The 20,689-nt window shown below is 64.6% G+C and carries 27 protein-coding genes and 2 pseudogenes; 23 read left to right on the top strand and 6 right to left on the bottom strand.

Going from position 1 to position 20,689, the window contains the following annotated elements; genetic code table 11:
* The first annotated feature begins 43 nt into the window (after positions 1-43).
* The 5 genes from QOH60_RS14490 (at position 44) to trmD (ending at position 2,688) form a co-directional block, all read left to right on the top strand.
* A complete protein-coding gene (locus tag QOH60_RS14490) occupies positions 44-463 on the top strand; it encodes a nuclear transport factor 2 family protein (RefSeq protein WP_526421441.1) in 420 nt (139 codons plus the stop codon).
* Positions 464-748: 285 nt separating this feature from the next.
* A complete protein-coding gene (gene rpsP / locus QOH60_RS14495; protein WP_526421443.1) occupies positions 749-1,222 on the top strand; it encodes a 30S ribosomal protein S16 in 474 nt (157 codons plus the stop codon).
* Between the two features lie 7 nt (positions 1,223-1,229).
* Positions 1,230-1,472, top strand: coding sequence for an RNA-binding protein (locus QOH60_RS14500; protein ID WP_003928628.1), 243 nt, complete (start codon positions 1,230-1,232; stop codon positions 1,470-1,472).
* An 8-nt stretch (positions 1,473-1,480) separates the two neighbouring features.
* On the top strand, positions 1,481-2,005 hold the full coding sequence (gene rimM / locus QOH60_RS14505) for a ribosome maturation factor RimM (protein ID WP_526421446.1): 525 nt from the start codon (positions 1,481-1,483) through the stop codon (positions 2,003-2,005).
* Positions 2,006-2,007: 2 nt separating this feature from the next.
* Positions 2,008-2,688: a tRNA (guanosine(37)-N1)-methyltransferase TrmD gene (gene trmD / locus QOH60_RS14510; RefSeq protein WP_526421448.1), complete on the top strand. Its 681-nt coding sequence runs from the start codon at positions 2,008-2,010 to the stop codon at positions 2,686-2,688.
* Between the two features lie 8 nt (positions 2,689-2,696).
* Here trmD and QOH60_RS14515 read toward each other — a convergent pair whose 3' ends face one another.
* A complete protein-coding gene (locus tag QOH60_RS14515; protein ID WP_526421450.1) occupies positions 2,697-3,611 on the bottom strand; it encodes a serine hydrolase in 915 nt (304 codons plus the stop codon).
* A gap of 272 nt (positions 3,612-3,883) precedes the next feature.
* Between QOH60_RS14515 and rplS the strand changes: the two genes are divergently transcribed.
* From rplS to QOH60_RS14550, 7 genes are all read left to right on the top strand, one after another.
* Entirely contained in the window at positions 3,884-4,225 is a 342-nt protein-coding gene (gene rplS, locus QOH60_RS14520; RefSeq protein ID WP_526421452.1) for a 50S ribosomal protein L19, read from the top strand.
* A 43-nt stretch (positions 4,226-4,268) separates the two neighbouring features.
* Complete coding sequence (lepB, locus tag QOH60_RS14525) at positions 4,269-5,153, top strand: signal peptidase I (protein ID WP_526421454.1); 885 nt, start codon at positions 4,269-4,271, stop codon at positions 5,151-5,153.
* A 3-nt stretch (positions 5,154-5,156) separates the two neighbouring features.
* The gene (locus tag QOH60_RS14530) at positions 5,157-5,840 is read left to right on the top strand and encodes a ribonuclease HII (protein WP_526421456.1); all 684 of its coding nucleotides are present in this window, start codon (positions 5,157-5,159) and stop codon (positions 5,838-5,840) included.
* Between the two features lie 43 nt (positions 5,841-5,883).
* Entirely contained in the window at positions 5,884-6,189 is a 306-nt protein-coding gene (locus QOH60_RS14535; protein WP_526421458.1) for a DUF2469 family protein, read from the top strand.
* Positions 6,190-6,404: 215 nt separating this feature from the next.
* Positions 6,405-7,106, top strand: coding sequence for a vWA domain-containing protein (locus tag QOH60_RS14540; RefSeq protein WP_526421460.1), 702 nt, complete (start codon positions 6,405-6,407; stop codon positions 7,104-7,106).
* A 62-nt stretch (positions 7,107-7,168) separates the two neighbouring features.
* On the top strand, positions 7,169-8,056 hold the full coding sequence (locus QOH60_RS14545; RefSeq protein WP_526421462.1) for a protein phosphatase 2C domain-containing protein: 888 nt from the start codon (positions 7,169-7,171) through the stop codon (positions 8,054-8,056).
* Entirely contained in the window at positions 8,040-9,269 is a 1,230-nt protein-coding gene (locus QOH60_RS14550) for a hypothetical protein (protein WP_526421464.1), read from the top strand. Before QOH60_RS14545 ends, QOH60_RS14550 begins: the two co-directional genes overlap by 17 nt.
* Before the next feature lie 6 nt (positions 9,270-9,275).
* On the opposite strand, the gene mspA is transcribed toward QOH60_RS14550, so the two are convergent.
* Positions 9,276-9,917, bottom strand: a complete 642-nt coding sequence (gene mspA / locus QOH60_RS14555; RefSeq protein WP_526421466.1) for a porin MspA — start codon at positions 9,915-9,917, stop codon at positions 9,276-9,278.
* Between the two features lie 99 nt (positions 9,918-10,016).
* A complete protein-coding gene (locus QOH60_RS14560; protein WP_526421468.1) occupies positions 10,017-10,436 on the bottom strand; it encodes an MmcQ/YjbR family DNA-binding protein in 420 nt (139 codons plus the stop codon).
* Positions 10,437-10,474: 38 nt separating this feature from the next.
* On the opposite strand from QOH60_RS14560, the gene QOH60_RS14565 reads away from it, so the two are divergent.
* The 5 genes from QOH60_RS14565 (at position 10,475) to dprA (ending at position 14,453) form a co-directional block, all read left to right on the top strand.
* Positions 10,475-10,867 (top strand): hemophore-related protein, encoded by a 393-nt coding sequence (locus QOH60_RS14565; protein WP_526421470.1) that lies wholly within the window; start codon positions 10,475-10,477, stop codon positions 10,865-10,867.
* Positions 10,868-10,998: 131 nt separating this feature from the next.
* Entirely contained in the window at positions 10,999-11,307 is a 309-nt protein-coding gene (locus tag QOH60_RS14570; protein ID WP_526421472.1) for a hypothetical protein, read from the top strand.
* Between the two features lie 133 nt (positions 11,308-11,440).
* Entirely contained in the window at positions 11,441-11,809 is a 369-nt protein-coding gene (locus tag QOH60_RS14575; RefSeq protein WP_526421474.1) for a YraN family protein, read from the top strand.
* Entirely contained in the window at positions 11,809-13,320 is a 1,512-nt protein-coding gene (locus tag QOH60_RS14580) for a YifB family Mg chelatase-like AAA ATPase (RefSeq protein WP_526421476.1), read from the top strand. Before QOH60_RS14575 ends, QOH60_RS14580 begins: the two co-directional genes overlap by 1 nt.
* A complete protein-coding gene (dprA, locus tag QOH60_RS14585) occupies positions 13,317-14,453 on the top strand; it encodes a DNA-processing protein DprA (protein WP_526421478.1) in 1,137 nt (378 codons plus the stop codon). Before QOH60_RS14580 ends, dprA begins: the two co-directional genes overlap by 4 nt.
* Positions 14,454-14,468: 15 nt before the next feature.
* On the opposite strand, the gene QOH60_RS14590 is transcribed toward dprA, so the two are convergent.
* A complete protein-coding gene (locus QOH60_RS14590; protein ID WP_526421480.1) occupies positions 14,469-15,422 on the bottom strand; it encodes a hypothetical protein in 954 nt (317 codons plus the stop codon).
* Between the two features lie 143 nt (positions 15,423-15,565).
* On the opposite strand from QOH60_RS14590, the gene QOH60_RS14595 reads away from it, so the two are divergent.
* The 5 genes from QOH60_RS14595 to QOH60_RS14615 all read left to right on the top strand — a co-directional run bounded on the left by QOH60_RS14595 (position 15,566) and on the right by QOH60_RS14615 (position 19,487).
* Positions 15,566-16,081, top strand: coding sequence for a hypothetical protein (locus QOH60_RS14595; RefSeq protein ID WP_526421482.1), 516 nt, complete (start codon positions 15,566-15,568; stop codon positions 16,079-16,081).
* 28 nt (positions 16,082-16,109) lie between these two features.
* Complete coding sequence (locus QOH60_RS14600) at positions 16,110-16,895, top strand: SDR family NAD(P)-dependent oxidoreductase (protein ID WP_526421484.1); 786 nt, start codon at positions 16,110-16,112, stop codon at positions 16,893-16,895.
* Between the two features lie 65 nt (positions 16,896-16,960).
* Positions 16,961-17,818 carry a siderophore-interacting protein gene (locus tag QOH60_RS14605; RefSeq protein WP_526421486.1) on the top strand — a complete coding sequence of 286 codons (858 nt, stop codon included), beginning with the start codon at positions 16,961-16,963 and terminating at the stop codon, positions 17,816-17,818.
* Between the two features lie 35 nt (positions 17,819-17,853).
* On the top strand, positions 17,854-18,762 hold the full coding sequence (locus tag QOH60_RS14610) for a tyrosine recombinase XerC (protein ID WP_526421488.1): 909 nt from the start codon (positions 17,854-17,856) through the stop codon (positions 18,760-18,762).
* 32 nt (positions 18,763-18,794) lie between these two features.
* Positions 18,795-19,487 (top strand): sensor domain-containing protein, encoded by a 693-nt coding sequence (locus QOH60_RS14615; protein WP_526421490.1) that lies wholly within the window; start codon positions 18,795-18,797, stop codon positions 19,485-19,487.
* Here QOH60_RS14615 and QOH60_RS14620 read toward each other — a convergent pair.
* A complete protein-coding gene (locus tag QOH60_RS14620; RefSeq protein WP_526421493.1) occupies positions 19,471-19,968 on the bottom strand; it encodes a M23 family metallopeptidase in 498 nt (165 codons plus the stop codon). The two genes, QOH60_RS14615 and QOH60_RS14620, sit on opposite strands and share 17 nt — an antisense overlap.
* Before the next feature lie 249 nt (positions 19,969-20,217).
* Between QOH60_RS14620 and rpsB (QOH60_RS14625) the strand changes: the two are divergent.
* Positions 20,218-20,460: pseudogene (gene rpsB, locus QOH60_RS14625) on the top strand (30S ribosomal protein S2); the annotation flags it as partial.
* On the opposite strand, the pseudogene rpsB (QOH60_RS14630) reads toward rpsB (QOH60_RS14625), so the two are convergent.
* Positions 20,454-20,689, bottom strand: a pseudogene (gene rpsB, locus QOH60_RS14630) (30S ribosomal protein S2); the annotation flags it as partial. The pseudogenes rpsB (QOH60_RS14625) and rpsB (QOH60_RS14630) sit on opposite strands and share 7 nt — an antisense overlap.

Raw genomic sequence — 20,689 nt, forward strand, 5'->3', positions numbered from 1 at the left:
CGCTGAGCCTATCGGCGATTCCTGATCGTGTTGAATCGAGCACATGCTCAGCCTCGAGGAGATCTCAGACCGCCTGGAAATCCAACAGCTGCTCGTCGACTACTCGTCGGCGATCGACCAGCACCGTTTCGACGACCTGGATCGCGTATTCACTCCTGACGCATACATCGACTACCGCGCGATGGGCGGCGTCGACGGCGCGTACCCCGAGGTCAAAGCCTGGCTCGCCGCAGTCTTGCCGAATTTCCCGGCGTATTCACATCTGGTCGGCAACTTCGATGTCCGAATCGACGGCGACAGCGCGAAGTCACGGACGCTGTGCTTCAACCCCATGGCGCTCGGCGGCGAGAAGAACCAGATCATGTTCTGCGGACTCTGGTACGACGACGAGTTCGTCCGCACCGCCGACGGCTGGCGGATGACCCGCCGCGTCGAAGCGAAGTGCTTCGACAAGATCGTCTAGCTGGCTATCCGCGTATTGCCCTCTTCGCGTCGAAAGTGACGTTACGTAGAGAAAGTGCCCCGAGTAGTGGTCGCCATATCGTCAGTTTCGCTGCGACCTGGCCGCTCGTCAGGGTGCTGGTCGCGCGATTTCGCCGCTGATCAGCGTTCTGGCAGAATGGGCGGCTGTCCGCGGACCCGACCACGGTCGGCCTGCGGTCAGACCCACGCGAGGCAAAACCGGATCCGGCAACCGCCCGGTATCGCTGAATTGCCGCGTGATACCTCTAGGAGAAGTTGTTTCACCATGTCTGTGAAAATCAAGCTCACCCGGCTTGGCAAGATCCGCAACCCCCAGTACCGCGTGGCCGTCGCCGATGCGCGCACCCGCCGCGACGGGCGCGCCATCGAGGTGATCGGCCGCTACCACCCCAAGGAAGACCCCAGCCTGATCGAGATCGACTCGGATCGCGCGCAGTATTGGCTGTCCGTCGGAGCGCAGCCCACCGAGCCCGTCCTCAAGCTGCTGAAGATCACCGGCGACTGGCAGAAGTTCAAGGGCCTCGAAGGCGCCGAGGGCACGTTGAAGGTCGCTGCGCCCAAGCCCAGCAAGCTCGAGCTGTTCAACGCCGCGCTTGCCGAGGCCGACGGAGGCTCCAGCGCTGAGGCCACCACGCCGAAGAAGAAGGCGCCCGCGAAGAAGGCGCCTGCGAAGAAGGCCGCCGAGGCCGCCGAGCCTGCGGCCGAGGTTTCCGAGCCGGCTTCGGATACCGAGAGCTGACCCCGCGATGAGTTCCGTGGTTGTCGACGCGGTTGAGCATCTGGTCCGCGGAATCGTGGACAACCCCGACGATGTCCGGGTCGACATGGTGACCAACCGCCGGGGCCGCACCGTCGAAGTGCATGTGCACCCGGACGATCTGGGCAAGGTGATCGGCCGCGGCGGCCGGACAGCGACCGCGCTGCGCACTCTCGTCGCGGGCATCGGCGGTCGGGGTATCCGCGTCGACGTGGTGGACACCGACCAGTAGTCATTCCTGTGGAGCTGGTCGTCGGGCGGGTCGTCAAACCCCACGGCGTGACTGGTGAGCTCGTCGTCGAAGTCCGCACCGACGATCCTGACACCCGTTTCGCCGCCGGGTCGGTGCTGCGGGGGAGGCCTGCGCGGGGTGGGTCCACACGCACCTACACGATCGAATCCGTGCGCGAACACGGCAACAAGCTTCTTGTCAGGCTGGCCGGGGTTACGGACCGCGACGCCGCCGATGCGATCCGCCAGACGCTGTTCTACATCGATTCGGCGGATCTGCCCGAGCTCGAGGATCCCGACGAGTTCTACGATCACCAGCTCGAGGGCCTGACGGTGCGCACCGTCGATGGTGCTGACGTCGGCACCGTGGCCGAGGTGCTCCACACTTCCGGGGGAGAACTACTCGCCGTTCGCCCCGAAGACGGCTCGGGTGAGGTGCTGGTTCCGTTCGTGTCGGCGATCGTGGTATCGGTATCGTTGGCGGACAAGATAATTCAGATCGACCCGCCCGACGGCCTGTTGGAGCTGGAGTAGCCGTGCGGATCGACGTCATCACCATTTTCCCGCAATATCTGGAGCCGCTGCGCCAGTCGCTGCCGGGCAGGGCGATCGACACCGGCATCGTGGATCTGCGGCTGCACGACCTGCGGGACTGGACGCACGACGTGCACCGCTCAGTCGACGACGCGCCCTATGGCGGTGGTCCCGGGATGGTGATGAGGGCGCCGGTCTGGGGCGAGGCGCTAGATGAAATTTGTTCAGCCGAAACACTTCTCGTGGTCCCGACACCAGCGGGTGTGCCCTTCACACAAGCCGTCGCACAGCGCTGGAGCGACGAACGGCACCTCGTGTTCGCGTGCGGCCGCTACGAGGGAATCGACCAGCGAGTGGTCGACGACGCCGGCCGCCGCATGCGGGTGGAAGAGATCTCCATCGGTGATTACGTGCTGCCCGGCGGTGAATCGGCCGCGCTGGTGATGATCGAGGCGGTTGTCCGACTTTTGCCCATGGTGCTCGGCAATCCCCAATCACACCAACAGGATTCGCATTCTGACGGCTTGCTGGAAGGGCCGAGCTACACGCGCCCACCGAGTTGGCGGGGCCTGGACGTGCCCGACGTACTGCTGTCAGGGGACCACGCGCGCGTCGCTGCATGGCGGCGCGAGATGTCGCTTCACCGTACCCAGGCGCGCAGGCCAGATCTGCTCGGCGACTAGGAGGTTCGTCAGATTTTCCCGGTGGGGAACATCGTCTTGACAGCCTTGGTGAGCGTATTGCGGGCCACCGCGTCGCTGGTCGGCTGCAGGGCGCCGATCGTCATCACGTAGCGGTGGTCGGAGCCGATCACGCCGGTCGAGAGGTGTAGTTGGTCACCGCTGTCCCAGCAGCAGAACCAGCCTTGCTTGACCGCTACCGGTGAGGCGAACAGGCCGTCGGGGATGCCGAACCGCTGCGGATACCCGTCGACGCCTGTCGGGGTCGATTGCGACAGGTCGTTGATGATCTTGTCGGCCTGGTCAGCTGGAAGCCCGCCACCGTTACCGAGCAGCTTGTCGTAGTAGCGGACGAGATCGCTTGCGGTGCTTAGCGTGACGTCCCAGTGCCCGTTGTAAGGCGCCGTCGTCGATCTCAGGCCGTACCGCGCGGTGACGCGGTTGATGATGTCGCTGCCGCCGCTGCGATTCCAGAACACGTCGGCGGCGCCGTCATCGGAGGAGCTCAGCATGGCATCGAATGCCCGCACGTCGTCGGGGGAGAGCTGCATCTGGCCCTTCGACACTTGCAACAGCAGGTCGTCGGCGATGAACAGCTTGGCCACCGAGGCGATCGGGAGCGAAACATCTTTGCCGTTGCTGACGATCTGGCCCGTCTTGCGGTCGAGCGCCACGATCGAGATCGCCGCACCCGCGTCTGCGGCCTCGGAGCTGGCCTGACGCACGCGGGCATCCAGGCCGTCGAACGCGGTTTCGGCTGCGGGGGCGTCGTCTGTGGGTGCGGCCGTTGCCAGGGCCACCGGCGCCGTACCAGTGCCACGGTGTCCCATCGGCATGCCGTCCGCCCGTGCCACACATGCGGCGACGAGCACCGTGGAAACCAGCACCGCGGTTGCCGTCCGCACATCCGACCGCGGCCGACGCATAATGCACCCTCGTTCCTGTTCGTGAGGTGGGCCGACCGCACCGCCTGCCCAGTTGTCTGCAGTAGCCTAACGGGTTTCCATAGGCACTGCGGGGCAACGCGTCGTCGTCGTGTCGTGTCCCGTTCGCGTGCTGTTTGCCGCGATTTCCGTGCGTGCGGGCGATCTGGCACAATTGACGCCGACTGCGCAGGGCCTGCAAAAGGGTCCGCAGCGCAGAGATCAAGACGTCAGAACCCGACGGTTTCGGGTAACCGCGAGGAAAGTACTTCACCATGAACACGCTGGACTTCGTCGACAATGCGTCGCTGCGCGACGACATCCCGGCCTTTCAACCCGGTGACACCGTAAACGTGCACGTGAAGGTTATCGAGGGCGCCAAGGAACGCATCCAGGTGTTCAAGGGTGTGGTACTGCGCCGACAGGGTGGCGGAATACGCGAGACCTTCACCGTGCGCAAGGAAAGCTACGGCGTGGGAGTGGAGCGCACCTTCCCCGTTCATTCGCCGAACATCGACCACATCGAGGTCGTCACCCGAGGCGATGTACGCCGGGCGAAGCTGTACTACCTGCGCGAGTTGCGAGGCAAGAAAGCCAAGATCAAGGAACGGCGCTGACTCGCTACCCCGTGGTATCCGCGTACGTGGCTACTCTGATCCCGTGACCGACAAGACGGAATCCTCCGACTTGCCGCCGGAGCCACCTGTGGCCACTTCAGACGAAGCCGAAACGGAAGTCGCCGCCGACAAGTCGTCGGCTGAAACCGAGAACGAGTCCGAGGACGACGAGCCAGAGCGCAAGCGGTCGGCTCTGAAAGAGGGCGCGATCCTCGTCGTGGTCGCGGTGGTCATCTACTACGTAATGCTGACGTTCGTGGCCCGTCCCTATCTGATCCCGTCGGAGTCGATGGAGCCGACGCTGCACGGCTGCACCGGGTGCACCGGCGACCGCATCATGGTGGACAAGTTGGTCTACCGGTTCGGTTCGCCGGCGCCGGGCGACGTCATCGTGTTTAAGGGGCCGCCCAACTGGAACGGCGGATACAAGTCCATTCGGTCGCACAACACCGCAGTGCGGTGGATGCAGAATGCACTGTCGTTCATCGGATTCGTCCCGCCCGACGAGAATGACCTGGTCAAGAGGGTGATCGCGGTGGGGGGTCAGAAGGTCGAGTGCCGCGCCGACAAGGGCCTGACCGTCGACGACAAACCGGTTAATCAGCCGTTTCTCGACCCGAACACGCTCGGCGTCGACCCCTCTGTCGTCAAATGTGCGGGCCAGGGGGGTGCCAACCAGGAGTTCGGTCCGGTGGAGGTGCCCGAGGGTCGGCTGTGGATGATGGGGGACAACCGGACCCACTCGGCCGACTCTCGCTACCACTGCGACAGCGCTCCCCCCGAGGCGCAGCGCGGGATTCTGTGCACCGGCGATCCGACGGCCGGCACCGTTCCGGTCGACAATGTCATCGGCAAGGCGAGGTTCATCGCCTGGCCGCCGTCACGGTGGGGTGGGATCAGGTCGGTGGACATCCTGCAAGGGCAATAGCTGATGACGTGGCCGCCGCGGGCAGTCATTCGCAAATCGTCGGGTCTGCGCACGCTTGAATCAGCGTTGTACAACAGCGGATTGGGGCCGGTGGCCGGTGTGGACGAGGTCGGCCGAGGTGCCTGTGCGGGGCCGCTGGTGATCGCCGCGTGTGTGCTTGGACCGAACCGCCTGAAAAGCCTGGCCGACCTCGACGACTCGAAGAAGCTCACCGAGAAATCGCGCGCGGCCCTTTACCCGCTGATCTGCCGGTACGCGCTGGCCTATCACGTGGTGTTCGTGCCGCCACGCGAGGTCGACAGACGTGGCGTGCACGTCGCCAACATCGAGGGCATGCGACGTGCGGTGGCGGGACTGTCGGTGCGGCCCGGTTATGTTCTGTCCGACGGATTCCGCGTGCCCGGGCTACCGATGCCGTCACTGCCGGTGATCGGCGGGGACGCCGCGTCGGCGTGCATCGCCGCGGCGAGCGTGTTGGCCAAGGTGAGCAGGGACAACCTGATGGTGGCGATGGACGCCGAATATCCGGGTTACGGTTTCGCCGAACACAAGGGGTACTGCACCAACGCCCACGCCACGGCGCTCGCCGCGCTCGGCCCGTCGAGCGCACACAGGTACTCATTCATTAACGTGCGCCGATCGGCGGTCGAGTTCGTGCTACCGGATGAGCGGGTGGAGCAAGGGTGAGAGAAGATACGACCGGTGGTGTGAGAAAAGGACAGCAGAGTAGATGAGCGCCGAGGATCTCGAAAAGTACGAAACCGAGATGGAACTCTCGCTCTACCGCGAATACAAGGACATCGTCGGCCAGTTCAACTACGTGGTGGAGACCGAGCGCCGGTTCTATCTGGCCAACAGCGTGGAGCTGATTCCGCGAAACGCCGACGGCGAGGTGTACTTCGAGCTCAGGCTTGCCGACGCGTGGGTGTGGGATATGTACCGGCCGGCCCGGTTCGTCAAGCAGGTGCGCGTGATCACCTTTAAAGACGTCAACATCGAAGAGGTGGAGAAGCCGGAGCTGCGCCTTCCGGACTGAGAGGCCGACCTGCGCGATCGTGGATGAGCGCTTGCGCGAAGACCATGATCTCGAGCCAGCACCCCGATCGCCACATACACTCCACCCGTGGCAAACTTTCTCCATACCGGGTGGAAAAGTCGCGTGAACCTCGGGGGTGTAGATCGGACGGTCGATGCGCGGCTGGCCACCAGCGTGAAAAAATCCGGAAGCCAGAGCACGAAAGGGCAGCTCTCTTGACACAGTCTGCATGGGCCGTGGAGCTCAACGATGAAAACCCGGATCCGCGGGTGGCATGCGTGGTTTTGGTGGATGTTTCGGGTTCGATGCAAGGGCAGCCGATTGCAGCGCTGGAGCGGGGTTACGCGGCATTCACCCACTACCTGCACACCGACAGCCTCGCCAGCAAGCGCGTCGAGGTCGCTGTGGTGGCATTCGGGTCCGTAGCGACAGTGGTGGTGCCCATGCAGGAAGCGCGGATGCTGGAGCCGGCGAGTTTCCAAGCGTCGGGACGTACGAACATGGCCGCGGGCATTCACCTTGCACTCGACATCATCGAGGAGCGCAAAGAGGCGTATAAGCATGCGGGTTTGCAGTACTACCGGCCGTGGATCTTGGCCCTGACAGACGGTGAATCCAATCCCGAAGGATTCGACCAGGCGGTCGCCCGGCTGAACGCCACCGAAATGGCCCGGGGAGTAACGGTATTCGCTGTCGGTGCTGGGCCGTACGTCAACTATCAGCAACTGGCGCGACTCTCCGTGCAGCGAAGCCCGGCCCCCTTGGACGGGCTGAAGTACGAAGAGCTGTTCGAGTGGCTGTCGGCGTCTTTGAGCAATGTGTCCAACTCGACCGAGTTCGCTCGCAATGACGAGGGTCTTTACGCGATGGGCGACCAGATTTCACTGCCGCCGCTGAGCGGTTGGACCACCGTGTGACCGCTGGCGACGCGGAAGCAGACAAGCCAGGTAGTTGGGAGTGGGCGGTCTGCGGAGCTTCGGTGACGGGATGGCGGCACGTCGAGAAGGGCCTTGGCTGCGATGACGCGTTCGCCTACGGGGTCGCGGGCGATTACCTGGTGGTAGCCATTGCCGACGGCGCCGGATCGGTGAGCGGAACGTCGGCGTGGGGAGCTTTCGCAGCTTGTCAGAGCGTGCTTCTCGACGCGACGGACCCGGAGTTCATCAACGACTTTCGTACGGGATCCGACCAGCGCGCAGAAGTATTGATGCGCTGGCTATTCGAGGGTGCGATGGATCGGGTCAAGACCCAGGCCGAGTTCTTCGGCCTTCCTGTCGCCAAGCTGTCGACCACTCTGTCAGTCGCGGTGGCCGATCCCGAGATGGCCGCTTTTGGTCAGATCGGTGACGGAATCATCGTTGCCGACTACGCGGAGTCGATCCGCACGGTGCTGACCGAGACAAAGGACGAGTACGCAAACGCCACATGGTTCCTGCAATCCAATGGCGCGCTCGATGAAGCCTTTCAGACTGCTGTGCTGAAAAACGTTGCAGCATTTGCGCTGAGCACCGACGGCATGAGCTACAAGATCACCAACATCGCTACCGGCGAAGCGTACGAACCTTTCTTCAAGGGCTCGTGGACTCACGTCCGCTCCGGCTCGGACGCTGCCGATTTCGCTGCTCTGCTTCGTGGCATCCAGGATGACCAAACGGGCGACGACAAGACCATGGTGCTGGCGGCGATGCGGTGGGAGGACGATACCTTTCATCCGTCCGCGCGACCGATATCGAAAACGGTGGTGCACTCCGCTCCGCCCGCCAAGCCCGAGCTCCCCGGCGCGCAGGAGCAGACCCGCTCTGACGAACCCGCACCAGCTGCAGTAAATGGTTCGGGAGGCGAGGTCAGACATGACCAAGTCCGGTGAGCGCCTTGTCGCCGCGACCGGCGAAGAGATCCAGCTGGGCACCGTCGTCGCGAAGGCGGGCGAGGGCACGATCTACGACGTGGTGGGCCACCCCGAATGGGTCGCAAAGATCTTTCACCCCACCCTGACCGACCTAGAGTCGAAGATAGCCAAGGTCAGCGCGATGATCGATGCGCAGCCAGATGGTGCGATCCAGGACGACGGGTTTGTGGTGCTCGCGTGGCCGCTGCACGCTGTGCTGCGAGAGGGCACGACCGCGGGCTTCATCATGCCGAAGATCGACGCGACGACAGCGGTCGAAATTCACAGCATGAGCAATCCGTCGAATCGGGTGAACCCACTGCGCGGAGCACCACAGTGGACCAAGGGCGCCACGTGGAATCACCTGTTGAACGTCGCGACAAATCTGTGTCTCGCGGTCAAGGTGGTGCACCGCGTCGACGCGGTGATTGGCGACTTCCAGGAGCGAAATATCTTGGTGTCCAACACCACCCGGGTCACCCTTGTCGATTGCGATTCGATGCAGTTCACCGATCGCGACGGCCGGCAATTCCTGTGCGCGGTCGGGCGGCCGGAGTTCACCGCGCCCGAACTCGCCACCAAGAACCTGCGCGTCGACGCACGCGAGAAGCCGTCCGACCTATTCGCGCTGGCGGTGCACATCTATCTGTTGCTGATGCACGGGAATCACCCCTTCATGCGGGGTCGATGGGTGGGGCAGGGCGACCAGCCTGACGCGCTCAAACTGGCCAGGACGGGCGACTGGGCGGGCGGCCCGTCGTCGCGGCTGATGACTCACCCACTCGCGCCGCCGGTGTCATTTCTGCCAACCGAGATCCGGCGATTGTTCACGAGGGCCTTCACAGAGGGCGCCAGTCATCCGGACATGCGTCCGACCGCCGACGAATGGCAGCGCGCGCTGATGCGCGTGCGGGTCACGGCGTGTCCTGTTGCGCCACAGCAACATCAGATCCCGGCGGGCGCAGCCTTCTGCCCGTGGTGTGCCATCGACGCAGAGCGGCGAGCACGCAAGAACTCTCAGCGGGTCCAGCCCGCCTATGCGGGGGCGGGGAGTGGGGCTTCGCCGTGGCAATCGAGACAGCACGGACATTCGGCCACCCCGAATCAATCTCGCGGGGAGTGGACACCAGTGTTCGTGGTGTTGGGGTTCATCGCGGTGATCTTGCTGATCGTGATCATCGCGGCGGTATAGCCGGCCTCAGTGCATCTCCCAGGGCGGGCCGTAGGTCGTCACACTGTCTCCCTCAGTCGAAGTCAATCGCGCGAACGGACGCAGCGTGATACCGCCACCGGCACCGGTCACGGACCCGTGCGCTCCGGCCACGGCGACCGCGCCATCTGGACCCGAGACGTCGACCTTGAACGTCGAAACTTCATGCAGCCCAGGCCCATTGCCGAGCTCGATGGCGAACGACGTGCCGGGCAACAGAGGTGGCGACGTCACGAGGAGATTTCCGTTCTGCGAGAAGACTCCTGGGATGCTCGTCTGATCGAAGTTGAAGTTCGGGGTGGTGTACATGAAGTTGACCCCGTTGCCCAATTTCCAGGGAAAGCCGATCTGGTATCCGAATTCGAGTGTGCCGGTGAAGTCTTCGGCGCCGTCACCCGCGACGTGATAGACGGCGCGGCCGTTGTGGAACCATTCACGGCTCAGCGGATTCATGTCGAGCGGGGAGACGCCGTTGAGCAGGACGTCCCACTGCTGGATCGTCAATGTGCGGCCCTTGCTGTCCACGTCGCTCAGCTCGTTGTCCAGCGCCGCATTCGACGTGCCGACGCCAATCGACATCGCGACGACGACGGCGACGAACGCAACCAGTGAACGGACGATGGTCTTCATCGGAAGAAAAGATAGGCGTGTAATTCCCGCGACCGCGGTAGCGCACACATTCGCTATCTGAACTGAGGCGGAATTGTTGCCAATTGGCGTTCGAGCTGCTCACGCTTCAAGCCCGCGCTGCGCCAGCCATTGCTCTCCCCGTCGTTTGGAGGCACGCGACAACCACGCATCCTGGATCAGCTCGGCGAGTTCGTCGGCGTCGATCCGGCTGACCCGCGACGCGCGCACGAGCACGGACAGATGCCCGTCGAAGTGTTTGGTCGTGAAGAACGGGCTGCCCGGGTCTTGGACGAGGGCCTTCTTGTCGTCTTCGGAGCCCACCCAAATGACGATGACGTCGGGGTACATCTCGCCGGTCTCGGGGTCGCGGGCATCCGGGCGTGGGTTGCGGAAGAAGACGAATGACTTGCCGCCCACCTGATAAACGGCATTGCCTTTCGGGCCGTCGATGCGGGTGGTGTGTGGCATGGCGGCGGCGATTGCATGCACGTCGCTGACCGCTGCCGGTCTCCTGACCATCCCCAGAGATTAGCGTCGCGCTGCGATACGTTGTATCGATGGCAGGGGCGAGTGGGTTGACCAAAATAGCGTTGGCGTTGGGAGTCGGTGCAGTCGCGGCGACGGCCGTGGCCACCGGCACGAGTGCGGTGGCCGGTGCAGCCCCGCCGCCGTGCACGGCAGCCGAACTATCCAGCGTCGTCAGCGGTGTGACGGCACAAGCCGCGCAGTTCCTCGAGGCCCATCCCGACGCGAATGATGTTCTGACACAGGCTGGTTCGCAGCCGCCGCAAACGGCCAAGGCGACGGTGCGGGGCTACTTCGTGGGGCACCCCGATCAGTTCCTGCAATTGCAGGGCATCGCGCAGCCGCTGATCGGTATGCGTTCGCGATGCAACGCGAGTGTGTCGATCGGACAGGTGGCCAACCTTCTGGATGCGCTGCAGGAATAGTTGCCACAGGGCCGGCACCGCATCGGGCGATAGAAGTCAATCCAAATCGCAGAAAGCCACTCTGGTTGTCGCGACACAATGCGACACTCGCCTCACTGCAAACGCGCCGCGGTGGATGAAGGGTCGATCAAATGAAAACACTCGGAGTAGCGGCTGCTGCCGCCATCGCTCTCGCCATCGCCGGATGTAGTGGTGGTAGTGGAGGGGTAGACACCTCGTCGCACTCCTACCAGGAGGGTTTCAAGGACGCGAGCGCCGAACTCGTGGTCTCCTATGTACAGGGCGGGATGAGCGGTACGGAAGCCTGCCAGGCTGCGTTCGATATGTATAAGGGCGCCTTCTCGATTGACAATCACGACCAGTTCATGGCGGGCTGTGCCGACGGATTGAAGCAGCACCCCGTACCCAGCTACAAGTCTGGTTTTCAGCCAAACCCGTAGCGCGACAGCAATCGGCTGTATCGCTGTGGACGAACTGCGATCTGGGGATTACTGCGTTCGATTGCCGTTATTTCGGACCGTTTGAGGTGCACACGCCCTGAACTTGTCGGAAGCACCGCCGACGCTGGGCGCCATGACACCGATGACTCGCGCTCAGCTCGGCGCGCTGGGCGAGCAACTGGCAGTCGAGTACTTGCAGCGGCTTGGGCTGGTTGTGCTGGAACGGAATTGGCGCTGCCGATATGGCGAGCTGGACGTAATCGCCGCGGACCTGGCTGCCCGCACCGTGGTGTTCGTCGAGGTCAAGACCCGCTCATCTGAGCAGTTCGGCGGCGTGGCGCAGGCCGTCACAGAACAGAAATTGCGTCGGCTGCGTCGGCTCGCGGCACTGTGGCTTTCCGGCCAGGACGGCAGTTGGGCGACGATTCGCGTCGATGTGATCGGCGTGCGGGTCGGCCGGCAGCGAAATCCCGAGCTCACTCATCTGATGGCGGTCGGCTGATGGCGCTCGGCCGGGCGTTCTCGGTGGCCGTGCAGGGCGTCGCAGGGCGGATCGTCGAAATCGAAGCCCACATCACCTCGGGCCTGCCGGGAGTGCATCTGGTCGGGCTTCCCGACGCGGCACTGCAGGAATCGCGAGACAGAGTTCGCGCCGCGATCATCAACTGCGGTAATCAGTGGCCGATGTCACGTCTGACGCTCGCGCTCTCGCCGGCGACGTTGCCGAAGACGGGTTCGGTTTACGACGTCGCCCTCGCCGCCGCAGTGTTGGCCGCCGACCGCCAAGTGCCCATCGAGCGGCTTGAGAAGGCTGTACTGCTCGGGGAGCTAGCCCTCGACGGCCGCATCCGTCCGGTCCGCGGGGTGCTGCCCTCGGTGATCGCCGCCAAGCAGGGCGGGTGGCCCCGGGTGGTTGTGCCCGTCGAGAACCTCGCCGAGGCTGCATTGGTCGACGGCATAGAAGTCCGCGGCGCTCGCACGTTGCGTCAGGTGAAGATGTGGCTCAAAGGCACTGACTCATTGGAGGTTTCCTGCGTCGCCAACGTCGAAAGTGACGACGGAGGGCCCGATTTCGCTGACGTTATCGGGCAGCCGCAGGCTAGGTTCGCGGTCGAGGTTGCCGCCGCCGGCGCACATCACATCATGCTCACCGGCGCCCCTGGAATCGGCAAAACAATGTTAGCCCAACGGCTTCCGGGACTGCTGCCACCGCTGAGCGAGGAGGAATCGCTCGAAGTCACGGCCATTCACTCAGTAGCCGGTCTGCTATCGCCCGCTACGCCGTTGATCACGCGACCGCCGCTCGTCGCGCCGCACCACACCTCCAGCGTCGCCGCGTTGATCGGTGGTGGAAGCGGGATGGCCCGGCCCGGAGCGGTCAGCCGGGCTCACCGCGGTGTACTGCTACTCGACGAATGCGCTGAGATCGGCGCGCACGCCCTGGAGGCGCTGCGAACCCCTCTGGAAGAAGGGGAGGTTCGGCTCGCCCGCCGCGATGGAGTTGCGATATACCCCGCACGTTTTCAGCTGGTGCTGGCGGCGAACCCGTGTCCATGCGCACCCGCGGATCCGCGCGACTGCGTCTGTCCCGGCGCGGTGAAGCGACGGTATCTCGGCAAGTTGTCGGGTCCGCTGCTCGACCGCATCGACCTTCGGATCGAGATGCACCGGGTGCGAAAAGGAGCACTGAATGCCGACGTGGGCGAATCGACCGCGGTTGTGCGCGAACGGGTCATCCGTGCACGCGCGGTCGCAGCGGAGCGCTGGCGGCCGTTCGGTGTGCGAACCAACGCAGAGGTATCGGGTCCGCTTCTGCGCCAGCATTTTCGGCTTGACAGCAAGACCATGCATCCGCTTCGTCAGTCACTCGACAAAGGCGTGCTGAGCATTCGGGGGGTGGACCGGACCATGCGGGTCGCGTGGTCGCTTGCCGATCTGGAAGGCCGTGATCGGCCGAATCTCGATGATGTGAGCACCGCCATGGGATTTCGTCAGATAGGAGCCGACCGATGACCGACCCGAGGCGTGCCTGGGCCTACCTGTCCCGTGTGCTTGAGCCGCCGTGCCCCGAGCTCAACGCACTTGTCGCCAGGGTTGGGCCGGACGAAGCGGCCGACCGGGTGCGGCATGGCGCCGTCGGGAACGAGCTTGCGCGTCGAATCGACGCACGCCGCGAACTCGATTGCACCTCGGAGGATCTCGACCGCATCGACCGGGTGGGTGGCCGGGTGATCACTCCACTGGATGACGAATGGCCGCTGATCCCGTTCACGTCATTCGCCGGAGTGGATCGTCGCCGCCACCCGGATGGCATTGCGCCGCTGATGCTGTGGGCGATCGGCGACGTGAAGGTCAACGAGGTGGCAGAGCGCGCGGTCGCGATCGTCGGCACCCGCGCGGCAACGGCATACGGCGAACAGGTTGCGTTCGATCTCTCGGCGGGAGTGTGCGACCGCGATGTGACGGTTATCTCCGGCGGCGCGTTCGGCATCGACGGTGCGGCCCATCGCTCGGCGCTCGCCGGGGACGGATGCACGGTTGCCGTGCTCGCGGGCGGGGCCGACGTAGCCTATCCCCGTGGTCATTCCGCCCTGTTGCACCGTATCCGGCGGTCCGGTCTGGTGGTCAGCGAGTACCCGCCGGGTGTCGCTCCTGCGCGGCATCGCTTTCTGGTGCGTAACCGCTTGGTAGCCGCGTTGAGCGGGGCGACCGTGGTCGTGGAAGCGGGGTTGCGTAGCGGCGCGGCCAATACCGCCGCGTGGGCGCGGGCGTTGGGGCGCGTCGTGTGCGCCGTACCCGGTCCGGTGATGTCGTCGGCGTCCGCCGGATGCCACCAATTGATCAGGAATGGCGCCGAATTGGTGACGCGTGCGGAGGAGATCGTCGAGTTCGTCGGTAGGGTAGGCGAATTGGCGGAGGATCCGGGGCACCCGTCGTCGCCGCTGGACGACCTCACCGAGCTCGGCAAGCGGGTGTATGAGGCATTGCCGGCTCGTGGTGTCCGATCGGCGGATGAGTTGTCCATCGAGTCGGGGCTGCCGGTGGCGCAGCTGCAGGGTCAGTTGGCGCTGCTGGAACTCGCGGGACTTGCCCTGCGCGACGAAGGTCGCTGGCGGCTGAATCGTCGGCGGCCGAACGGATCCTAACCTCCGCGCGGGACCCTAGCCACTGCACTTAGTGACGGTAGACATCTTGGAGATTGTGCTGGCATCCATGTTTTCCACGGAGCCATTGTTTCGACGAATACGCAGCTTGCCGGCGTCCTTACTGTCGAGGAGATTTCCGCACACCCTTGAATCATCGGTTCGAGTGACGTTGACAAGTGCGGTCGGAGGGTTCGCGCCCGACCAGATGGCGGCGCCGGCCGCTACGCATAGAGCGACTACCGACGTCAGCGCCAGATACACGCCCCATTGCAGGCTTTCGGCCGCCTTGACCGGTGCATTGTGGCGTTGGCGATACCATTTCATGAGGCTGCTTACCTTCGAGACATCATCAATGTGCGGCCAGCCGTACGCTGCACGGTAGATGCGCAAGACGGCTAGGGCGGCGGCGAGAACTGAAACCACCAGGGCCACCGCCATCACGCATCGCGGCCCCGTGCCCAAGCTCGCGAATACATCTTTCCCGAACGCGATTCCGCTGAGGCCGAAGAGCCCAAGGAGCGCTGTGACCGCGCCAACCCACTTCTCCGCTGCGGCTCGAACCTTCTGCTCTTGTGTGGCGGAATCCTGCTCCGCTAGCTCCGCGGAGACGTGCTGGAGTAGCGGGTCGCGCTCGACTGTGACCTGCGGTGTGGCGCCGTGCGGCAGGATACGGACGAACCAGTAGCTACCGCAGCCCTTGTGGTCATTGCCTTGACTGTCGATGTGAGTAACCCTGCAAGCGCACGTGATCTTACGAGTCGCATCAATTTTGCGCGTTAGGTTCTCCCGGGCGAAATTTATCGAGACTACGTTCTGCTCGAACTCGTACACCATCGTGTGGTGGCAGTTGGGACAGGCACCGGTTACGGTGTCGTCCTCCATGTTGAAGCTCCACGTCCGCAGAACATTGTCAGTCATTTGAGTCGGATTGACCTCTACGGCGCGGTATGCGAGCGGCGGTTGCGTCACCGGAGAAGTATCGCCTGCTGTGGCAGCGCGCACAGGCATCCCACGAAGTTGATCGCAGCGAAGATGTCGTCATCAATAACGGTGCGGAATCGTCGGCGGCCGAACGGATCCGCGAGTGCGTAGCGGCACCTACCATGGCGAGCATGAACCGAAACCTGGCGTTGTCCGCGTTCTCGATGGCGCTGTTGGTGACGGGTGTCGCCGCGCCGACCGCGCATGCCGACAACCCCGCCCCGCCGCAACCCGGCAACGTCTGCAACATGACAGCTGACAGCCCGGCGGCCAACAACGGTGCGCAGACGTTCGCGGCCGACGGCGTGCTCAAGTGTGTCACAGGTCCGCAAGTCGGTATTTGGGAACGTAGCGACGGAATCGAGCGGCCGGTGCATACCTGGTTCACCTACGGCCCGACCCAGACGTTGACGGCTGAGGACGTCGTCGCCGGCGAGTACTGGGTCGGATCGCCGGTAAGGGTCGACGGCCACTGCACAGTCGAACAGCTCGACGCTAACGGCGGCCCCCCCGTAACGCGGACCAATGGCAGTCCCGGGATGTACTTCGATTTCCCGATCATCGAGAACGTCGCCACCATGAAGATGACCGGATACTGCAACTGGGTCATGATGCGTGGGTTAGAGGAGCCACCGCCGCGGGCCTGAGGCTCAACGGCCGCGACCAAGGAGCGCAATGGATCTGCATCTCGTGGGCAAGACGGCCGTCGTCACAGGCGCCAGTAAAGGCATCGGGCTGGCGGTCACCCAGGCCCTGGTCGACGCCGGCGCTCATGTGGTCGCGGGAGCACGAACCCGCGGACCCGGGCTGCAGGCGCTCGAGGGCAGCGGCCAGGTGTCGTTCGTTCCCGTCGACCTCGCACGGGCCGGCACGGCCGAGGAACTGGTCGCGGCGGCTGCCCATCGCGGCGGGATCGATGTACTGGTCAACAACGTCGGCGCGGGGACGGTACACACCGGTGGGTTCATCGGAATCACCGATGACGAGTGGCAAGCATCATGGGACCTCAACGTGATGGGTACTGTGCGACCGACCCGCGCCGCGCTTCCTGAGATCGAGCGACGGGGCGGCGGATCGATCGTGATCATCGGATCGGTGAATGCGTACTTCCCCGACCCGGCGATCTACGACTACTGCGCTACCAAGGCCGCAGTGACCAACCTCACAAAGGCGCTCTCGAAAGAGTTGGGGCCCAAGAACATTCGCGTCAACTCCGTCAGCCCCGGCCCGGTGTTGACGCCTTTTTGGACCGAGGCCGGTGGTGTCGCCGACGGCTTCGGCAAGGTCAGCGGGCAAACACCCGACGAGGTCAGGGCGATGATCGCGAGCACCACACCCACCGGCCGGTTCACCACCGCCGAACAGGTCGCCGATCTGGTGGTCTTCTTGGCCAGTGACCGGTCCGGCAATACCAACGGGTCGGACTACCGGATCGATGGCGGCTTCGTCACCACGTTATGAGGACGGCGACGCGCCGTTTACGCCCCGTATAGTCGAAATCGACTGTCAACTGTCGGGGAGGCGATGTGTCAGGGCGGCCCGTCCACACCTTCGAGATCGTACGCACCGAGCAGGTTTCACCACATATCGTGCGAGTTGTCTTGGGCGGCAACGGCTTCGATACATTTGCGCCTAACGATTTTGCCGACGCCTATTGCAAGGTCCTGTTCGTTCGGGAAGACGTTGATGTCGCGGCGCTGCCCAAACCGCTCACGTTAACCAGCTTTCAGACGCTGCCACCCGAGCGTCAGCCGGTGATCCGCACGTTGACCGTGCGATGGGACGACGCCGCCAATCGCCAGATCGCGATCGACTTCGTCGTACACGGCGAACACGGCGTGGCCGGGCCATGGGCGTCGGCGGCGCAACCCGGTCAACCCGCCTACCTGATGGGCCCGAGCGGCGCGTACGCCCCCGACCCGAGCGCCGACTGGCACCTGTTGGCCGGTGACGAATCCGCGCTGCCCGCCATCGCCCGCGCGCTGGAAGCGCTGCCCGACGACGCCGTCGCCCGGGTGTTCATCGAAGTCGCCGGGCCCGACGACGAAATCGAGTTGCGCTCGGCGCCCGACATCGACGTCAAGTGGATCTACCGGGGCGGACGGGCCGATCTGGTCGGTGCCGACCGTGCCGGCGACCACGCACCATTGGTCGAGGCCGTCACGACCGCGAACTGGCTTCCCGGGCAAGTGCATGTTTTCATCCACGGCGAGGCGCAGGCCGTCATGCACAACCTGCGGCCCTATGTCCGCAAGGAGCGCGGGGTGGATGCCAAGTGGGCGTCGATCTCCGGGTATTGGCGCCGAGGGCGCACGGAGGAGTCGTTCCGGGAGTGGAAGCGGGAGCTGGCGGAAACGGAAGCCGACACGCAAGGGCCGCGCTAGCGGGATCGGTGCGACGAATCTGACACCCTTGCTTAATGTTCGGCGCGGGAATTCTCGACGAGTTCGCCGACTACCTCGTACTTGAACGTGGTAGGTCAGCGCACACCCGACGTGCGTACCTGGGCGACATCTCCTCGCTGCTGGACTTTGTGGCAGCACGCAAACCGCAGCCGGTGCTGAGCGACTTGACCTTGCCGGTGATGCGTTCGTGGCTCGCCGCGCAGGCTGGTTCCGGAGCCGCCCGCACCACGCTGGCCCGGCGGACGTCTGCTGCCAAGACGTTCACCGCGTGGGCGACACGGCGCGGCCTGCTGGAGTCGGATCCGGGCACTCGCCTCCAAATGCCGAAGGCCCGCCGGACCCTGCCTGCCGTGTTGCGACAGGATCAGGCGATTGACGCGATGTCAGCGGCGAAATCCGGTGCCGCCGAGGGTGATCCGATCGCGCTGCGTGACCTGCTCATCGTCGAGATGCTGTACGCGACCGGCATCCGGGTCAGCGAACTGTGCGGACTGGACGTCGACGACGTCGACACCGGGCGCCGGCTGGTGCGGGTGCTCGGCAAGGGCAACAAGCAGCGCACGGTGCCGTTCGGGGCGCCGGCTCTGACAGCGCTCACAGAGTGGTTGAGCCACGGCAGGCCGGCGCTGGCCACCTCGGACTCCGGAGCGGCACTGTTGCTCGGGTCGCGGGGCCGCCGTCTCGACCAGCGCCAGGCCCGCACGGTCGTCCACCAGACCATCGCCGCCGTCGACGGCGCGCCCGACATCGGCCCGCACGGCCTGCGGCACAGCGCTGCGACACATCTGCTCGAAGGCGGCGCCGACCTGCGGGTGGTGCAGGAGTTGTTGGGCCACTCGTCGCTGGCGACCACTCAGCTGTATACGCACGTCTCGGTGGCCAGGCTGCGCGCCGTACACGACCAGGCACACCCGCGCGCCTGACGGCACACGCTGCGACAGGCAGAATGTGTCGCATGATGCAGCAGTCGGGCCGTACCTCGGCAGCGGCACTGGTGGTCTGCGTCGTGGCCGGCGGATGTACGCAAACGATAAGCGGGACACCGCAGGCGGCCGGCGAAAACCCCAGGGATACCGGGGCGATCGTCACCCAGGCCGACCTGGACCGGTTGCTGCTCAACGACGGTCAGATCGCGACGATCATGGGTGTCGACAAGATGAAGACCTACCGCGTCTACACGGGCGTACCCGTTCAGCCGGGTGAGGTTTACAGCGATCCGCATTGCGCCGGAATGCTTTTCAACACCACCGTGCCTGCCTACGACGGCGTCGGTTACGTCTCGGCCCGCGGCAGGAAGATAGACGTGACCGCCGAGGAGAGCACCGAGGTCGACGAAGCGGTCGTCGCGTTCGAAACCGCCGGCGAGGCAAGAAAATTCGTTGAATCGTCAGAAGAGCAATGGCGTTCTTGCAGCGGTAAGCCCACGACGTACACAGGTACTGACCGCGAAGAGCACCGATGGACTCTCGGCGTGCCCAGACGGGTCGGCGAGATCATTGCGGTCAACAACCAGGCGGCAGTCGGGTGGCAATGTGGGCGCGCCATGGCCACGCGGGCCAACGTCGTCGCCGACGTCGACGCCTGCGGCTACGACATCAAAGACGAAGCGATCACCATCGCCAAGGCGATCATCACGGTGGCGCAGTAATCACTGGTTTGAGACGGATGGGCGTGCTCGCCAGCAGGCCGAGCGGGTCCACGTAATCGGCGGCCGACGCCGGGCCCCACATCGCACCCCAGTGCAGGCACGCGGGCGCCCCACAGCCGGGATGGCCGGGCAGCAAGGTTCCGATCTGGGCGCCCGCGGCGAGGAGCTGGCCGACGCGCACCGACGGGCGCACCGGCTCGTAGGTCGTGCGGATGCCTCCCGGATGGGCGACGGACACTACCGGCCGGTCCGCCAGCTGACCGGCGAATACCACCGTGCCGGGCCCGGCGGAGAACACCGGCTGATTCTCGGCGCCTGCGAGATCGACGCCGCGGTGACCGGAGTTCCAGTTCGGGGTCGGGGCGTCGAATCCGCGAAGAACTGCCGGACGTGGTCGCATCGGCCAGTCGAACCTGTCCCCGTCGGCATGAGCCGGCGGGGCGAGAAGTAGCGCCGCAACGAGCAGGAGAAGGCGTTGCACCCCTCCAGTGCAGCGCCGTCAGGCAGGCGCTCGCCACTGCCCGTTCAGCTGGCTGTGGATAAGTTGCCTGCTCCGAGGGTGTAAACTCCATCCCGCAGCTCGTCGAAAGCGGGCTGACTTCGCGCGCCTGCAGCCAACCGAACGCCGCAAGGTCCCGTCGTCAAGACGGGTGAGGTGTTCCGCAGGTGCCAGGGCCCGTCATCACCCGACGGCGGGCGCCAACCGACAACGAAAGCAAGGCACATCACCATGGCCGTCGTGACCATGAAACAGCTGCTCGACAGCGGCACCCACTTCGGGCATCAGACCCGTCGCTGGAATCCCAAGATGAAGCGGTTCATCTTCACCGACCGCAATGGCATCTACATTATCGATCTGCAGCAGACGCTGACATACATCGATAAGGCGTACGAGTTCGTCAAGGAGACCGTCGCTCACGGCGGCAGCGTGATGTTCGTCGGCACCAAGAAGCAGGCGCAGGAGTCGATCGCCGAAGGCACCTTCTGCATATCGCGGATACCGCCGAGGCTGCGCTCCAGCTTGTTCTTCTCGCGGGTCAGCATCAAGATTTCCTTCTTGGTGCGCCCCTCGAAGCCGCCGGTCTGCTCCATCGCCTCGAGTTCCTTGAGGCGCTGCAGGCGCTTGTGCACGGTCGAGAAGTTGGTCAGCATGCCGCCCAGCCAGCGCTGGTTGACGTAGGGCATGCCGACGCGGGTGGCCT

It is taken from the genome of Mycobacterium sp., from assembly GCF_032159765.1.
GTDB lineage: Bacteria > Actinomycetota > Actinomycetes > Mycobacteriales > Mycobacteriaceae > Mycobacterium.

Bases quoted from the DNA above. Each gene is read 5' to 3' on its own strand.
- QOH60_RS14490 (WP_526421441.1), top strand. From the start codon at position 44: ATGCTCAGCCTCGAGGAGATCTCAGACCGCCTGGAAATCCAACAGCTG.
- rpsP (WP_526421443.1), top strand. From the start codon at position 749: ATGTCTGTGAAAATCAAGCTCACCCGGCTTGGCAAGATCCGCAACCCC.
- QOH60_RS14500 (WP_003928628.1), top strand. From the start codon at position 1,230: ATGAGTTCCGTGGTTGTCGACGCGGTTGAGCATCTGGTCCGCGGAATC.
- QOH60_RS14515 (WP_526421450.1), bottom strand. From the start codon at position 3,611: ATGCGTCGGCCGCGGTCGGATGTGCGGACGGCAACCGCGGTGCTGGTT.
- rplS (WP_526421452.1), top strand. From the start codon at position 3,884: ATGAACACGCTGGACTTCGTCGACAATGCGTCGCTGCGCGACGACATC.
- QOH60_RS14530 (WP_526421456.1), top strand. From the start codon at position 5,157: ATGACGTGGCCGCCGCGGGCAGTCATTCGCAAATCGTCGGGTCTGCGC.
- QOH60_RS14535 (WP_526421458.1), top strand. From the start codon at position 5,884: ATGAGCGCCGAGGATCTCGAAAAGTACGAAACCGAGATGGAACTCTCG.
- QOH60_RS14550 (WP_526421464.1), top strand. From the start codon at position 8,040: ATGACCAAGTCCGGTGAGCGCCTTGTCGCCGCGACCGGCGAAGAGATC.
- mspA (WP_526421466.1), bottom strand. From the start codon at position 9,917: ATGAAGACCATCGTCCGTTCACTGGTTGCGTTCGTCGCCGTCGTCGTC.
- QOH60_RS14560 (WP_526421468.1), bottom strand. From the start codon at position 10,436: ATGGTCAGGAGACCGGCAGCGGTCAGCGACGTGCATGCAATCGCCGCC.
- QOH60_RS14565 (WP_526421470.1), top strand. From the start codon at position 10,475: ATGGCAGGGGCGAGTGGGTTGACCAAAATAGCGTTGGCGTTGGGAGTC.
- QOH60_RS14570 (WP_526421472.1), top strand. From the start codon at position 10,999: ATGAAAACACTCGGAGTAGCGGCTGCTGCCGCCATCGCTCTCGCCATC.
- QOH60_RS14575 (WP_526421474.1), top strand. From the start codon at position 11,441: ATGACACCGATGACTCGCGCTCAGCTCGGCGCGCTGGGCGAGCAACTG.
- QOH60_RS14580 (WP_526421476.1), top strand. From the start codon at position 11,809: ATGGCGCTCGGCCGGGCGTTCTCGGTGGCCGTGCAGGGCGTCGCAGGG.
- dprA (WP_526421478.1), top strand. From the start codon at position 13,317: ATGACCGACCCGAGGCGTGCCTGGGCCTACCTGTCCCGTGTGCTTGAG.
- QOH60_RS14595 (WP_526421482.1), top strand. From the start codon at position 15,566: ATGAACCGAAACCTGGCGTTGTCCGCGTTCTCGATGGCGCTGTTGGTG.
- QOH60_RS14600 (WP_526421484.1), top strand. From the start codon at position 16,110: ATGGATCTGCATCTCGTGGGCAAGACGGCCGTCGTCACAGGCGCCAGT.
- QOH60_RS14610 (WP_526421488.1), top strand. From the start codon at position 17,854: ATGTTCGGCGCGGGAATTCTCGACGAGTTCGCCGACTACCTCGTACTT.
- QOH60_RS14615 (WP_526421490.1), top strand. From the start codon at position 18,795: ATGATGCAGCAGTCGGGCCGTACCTCGGCAGCGGCACTGGTGGTCTGC.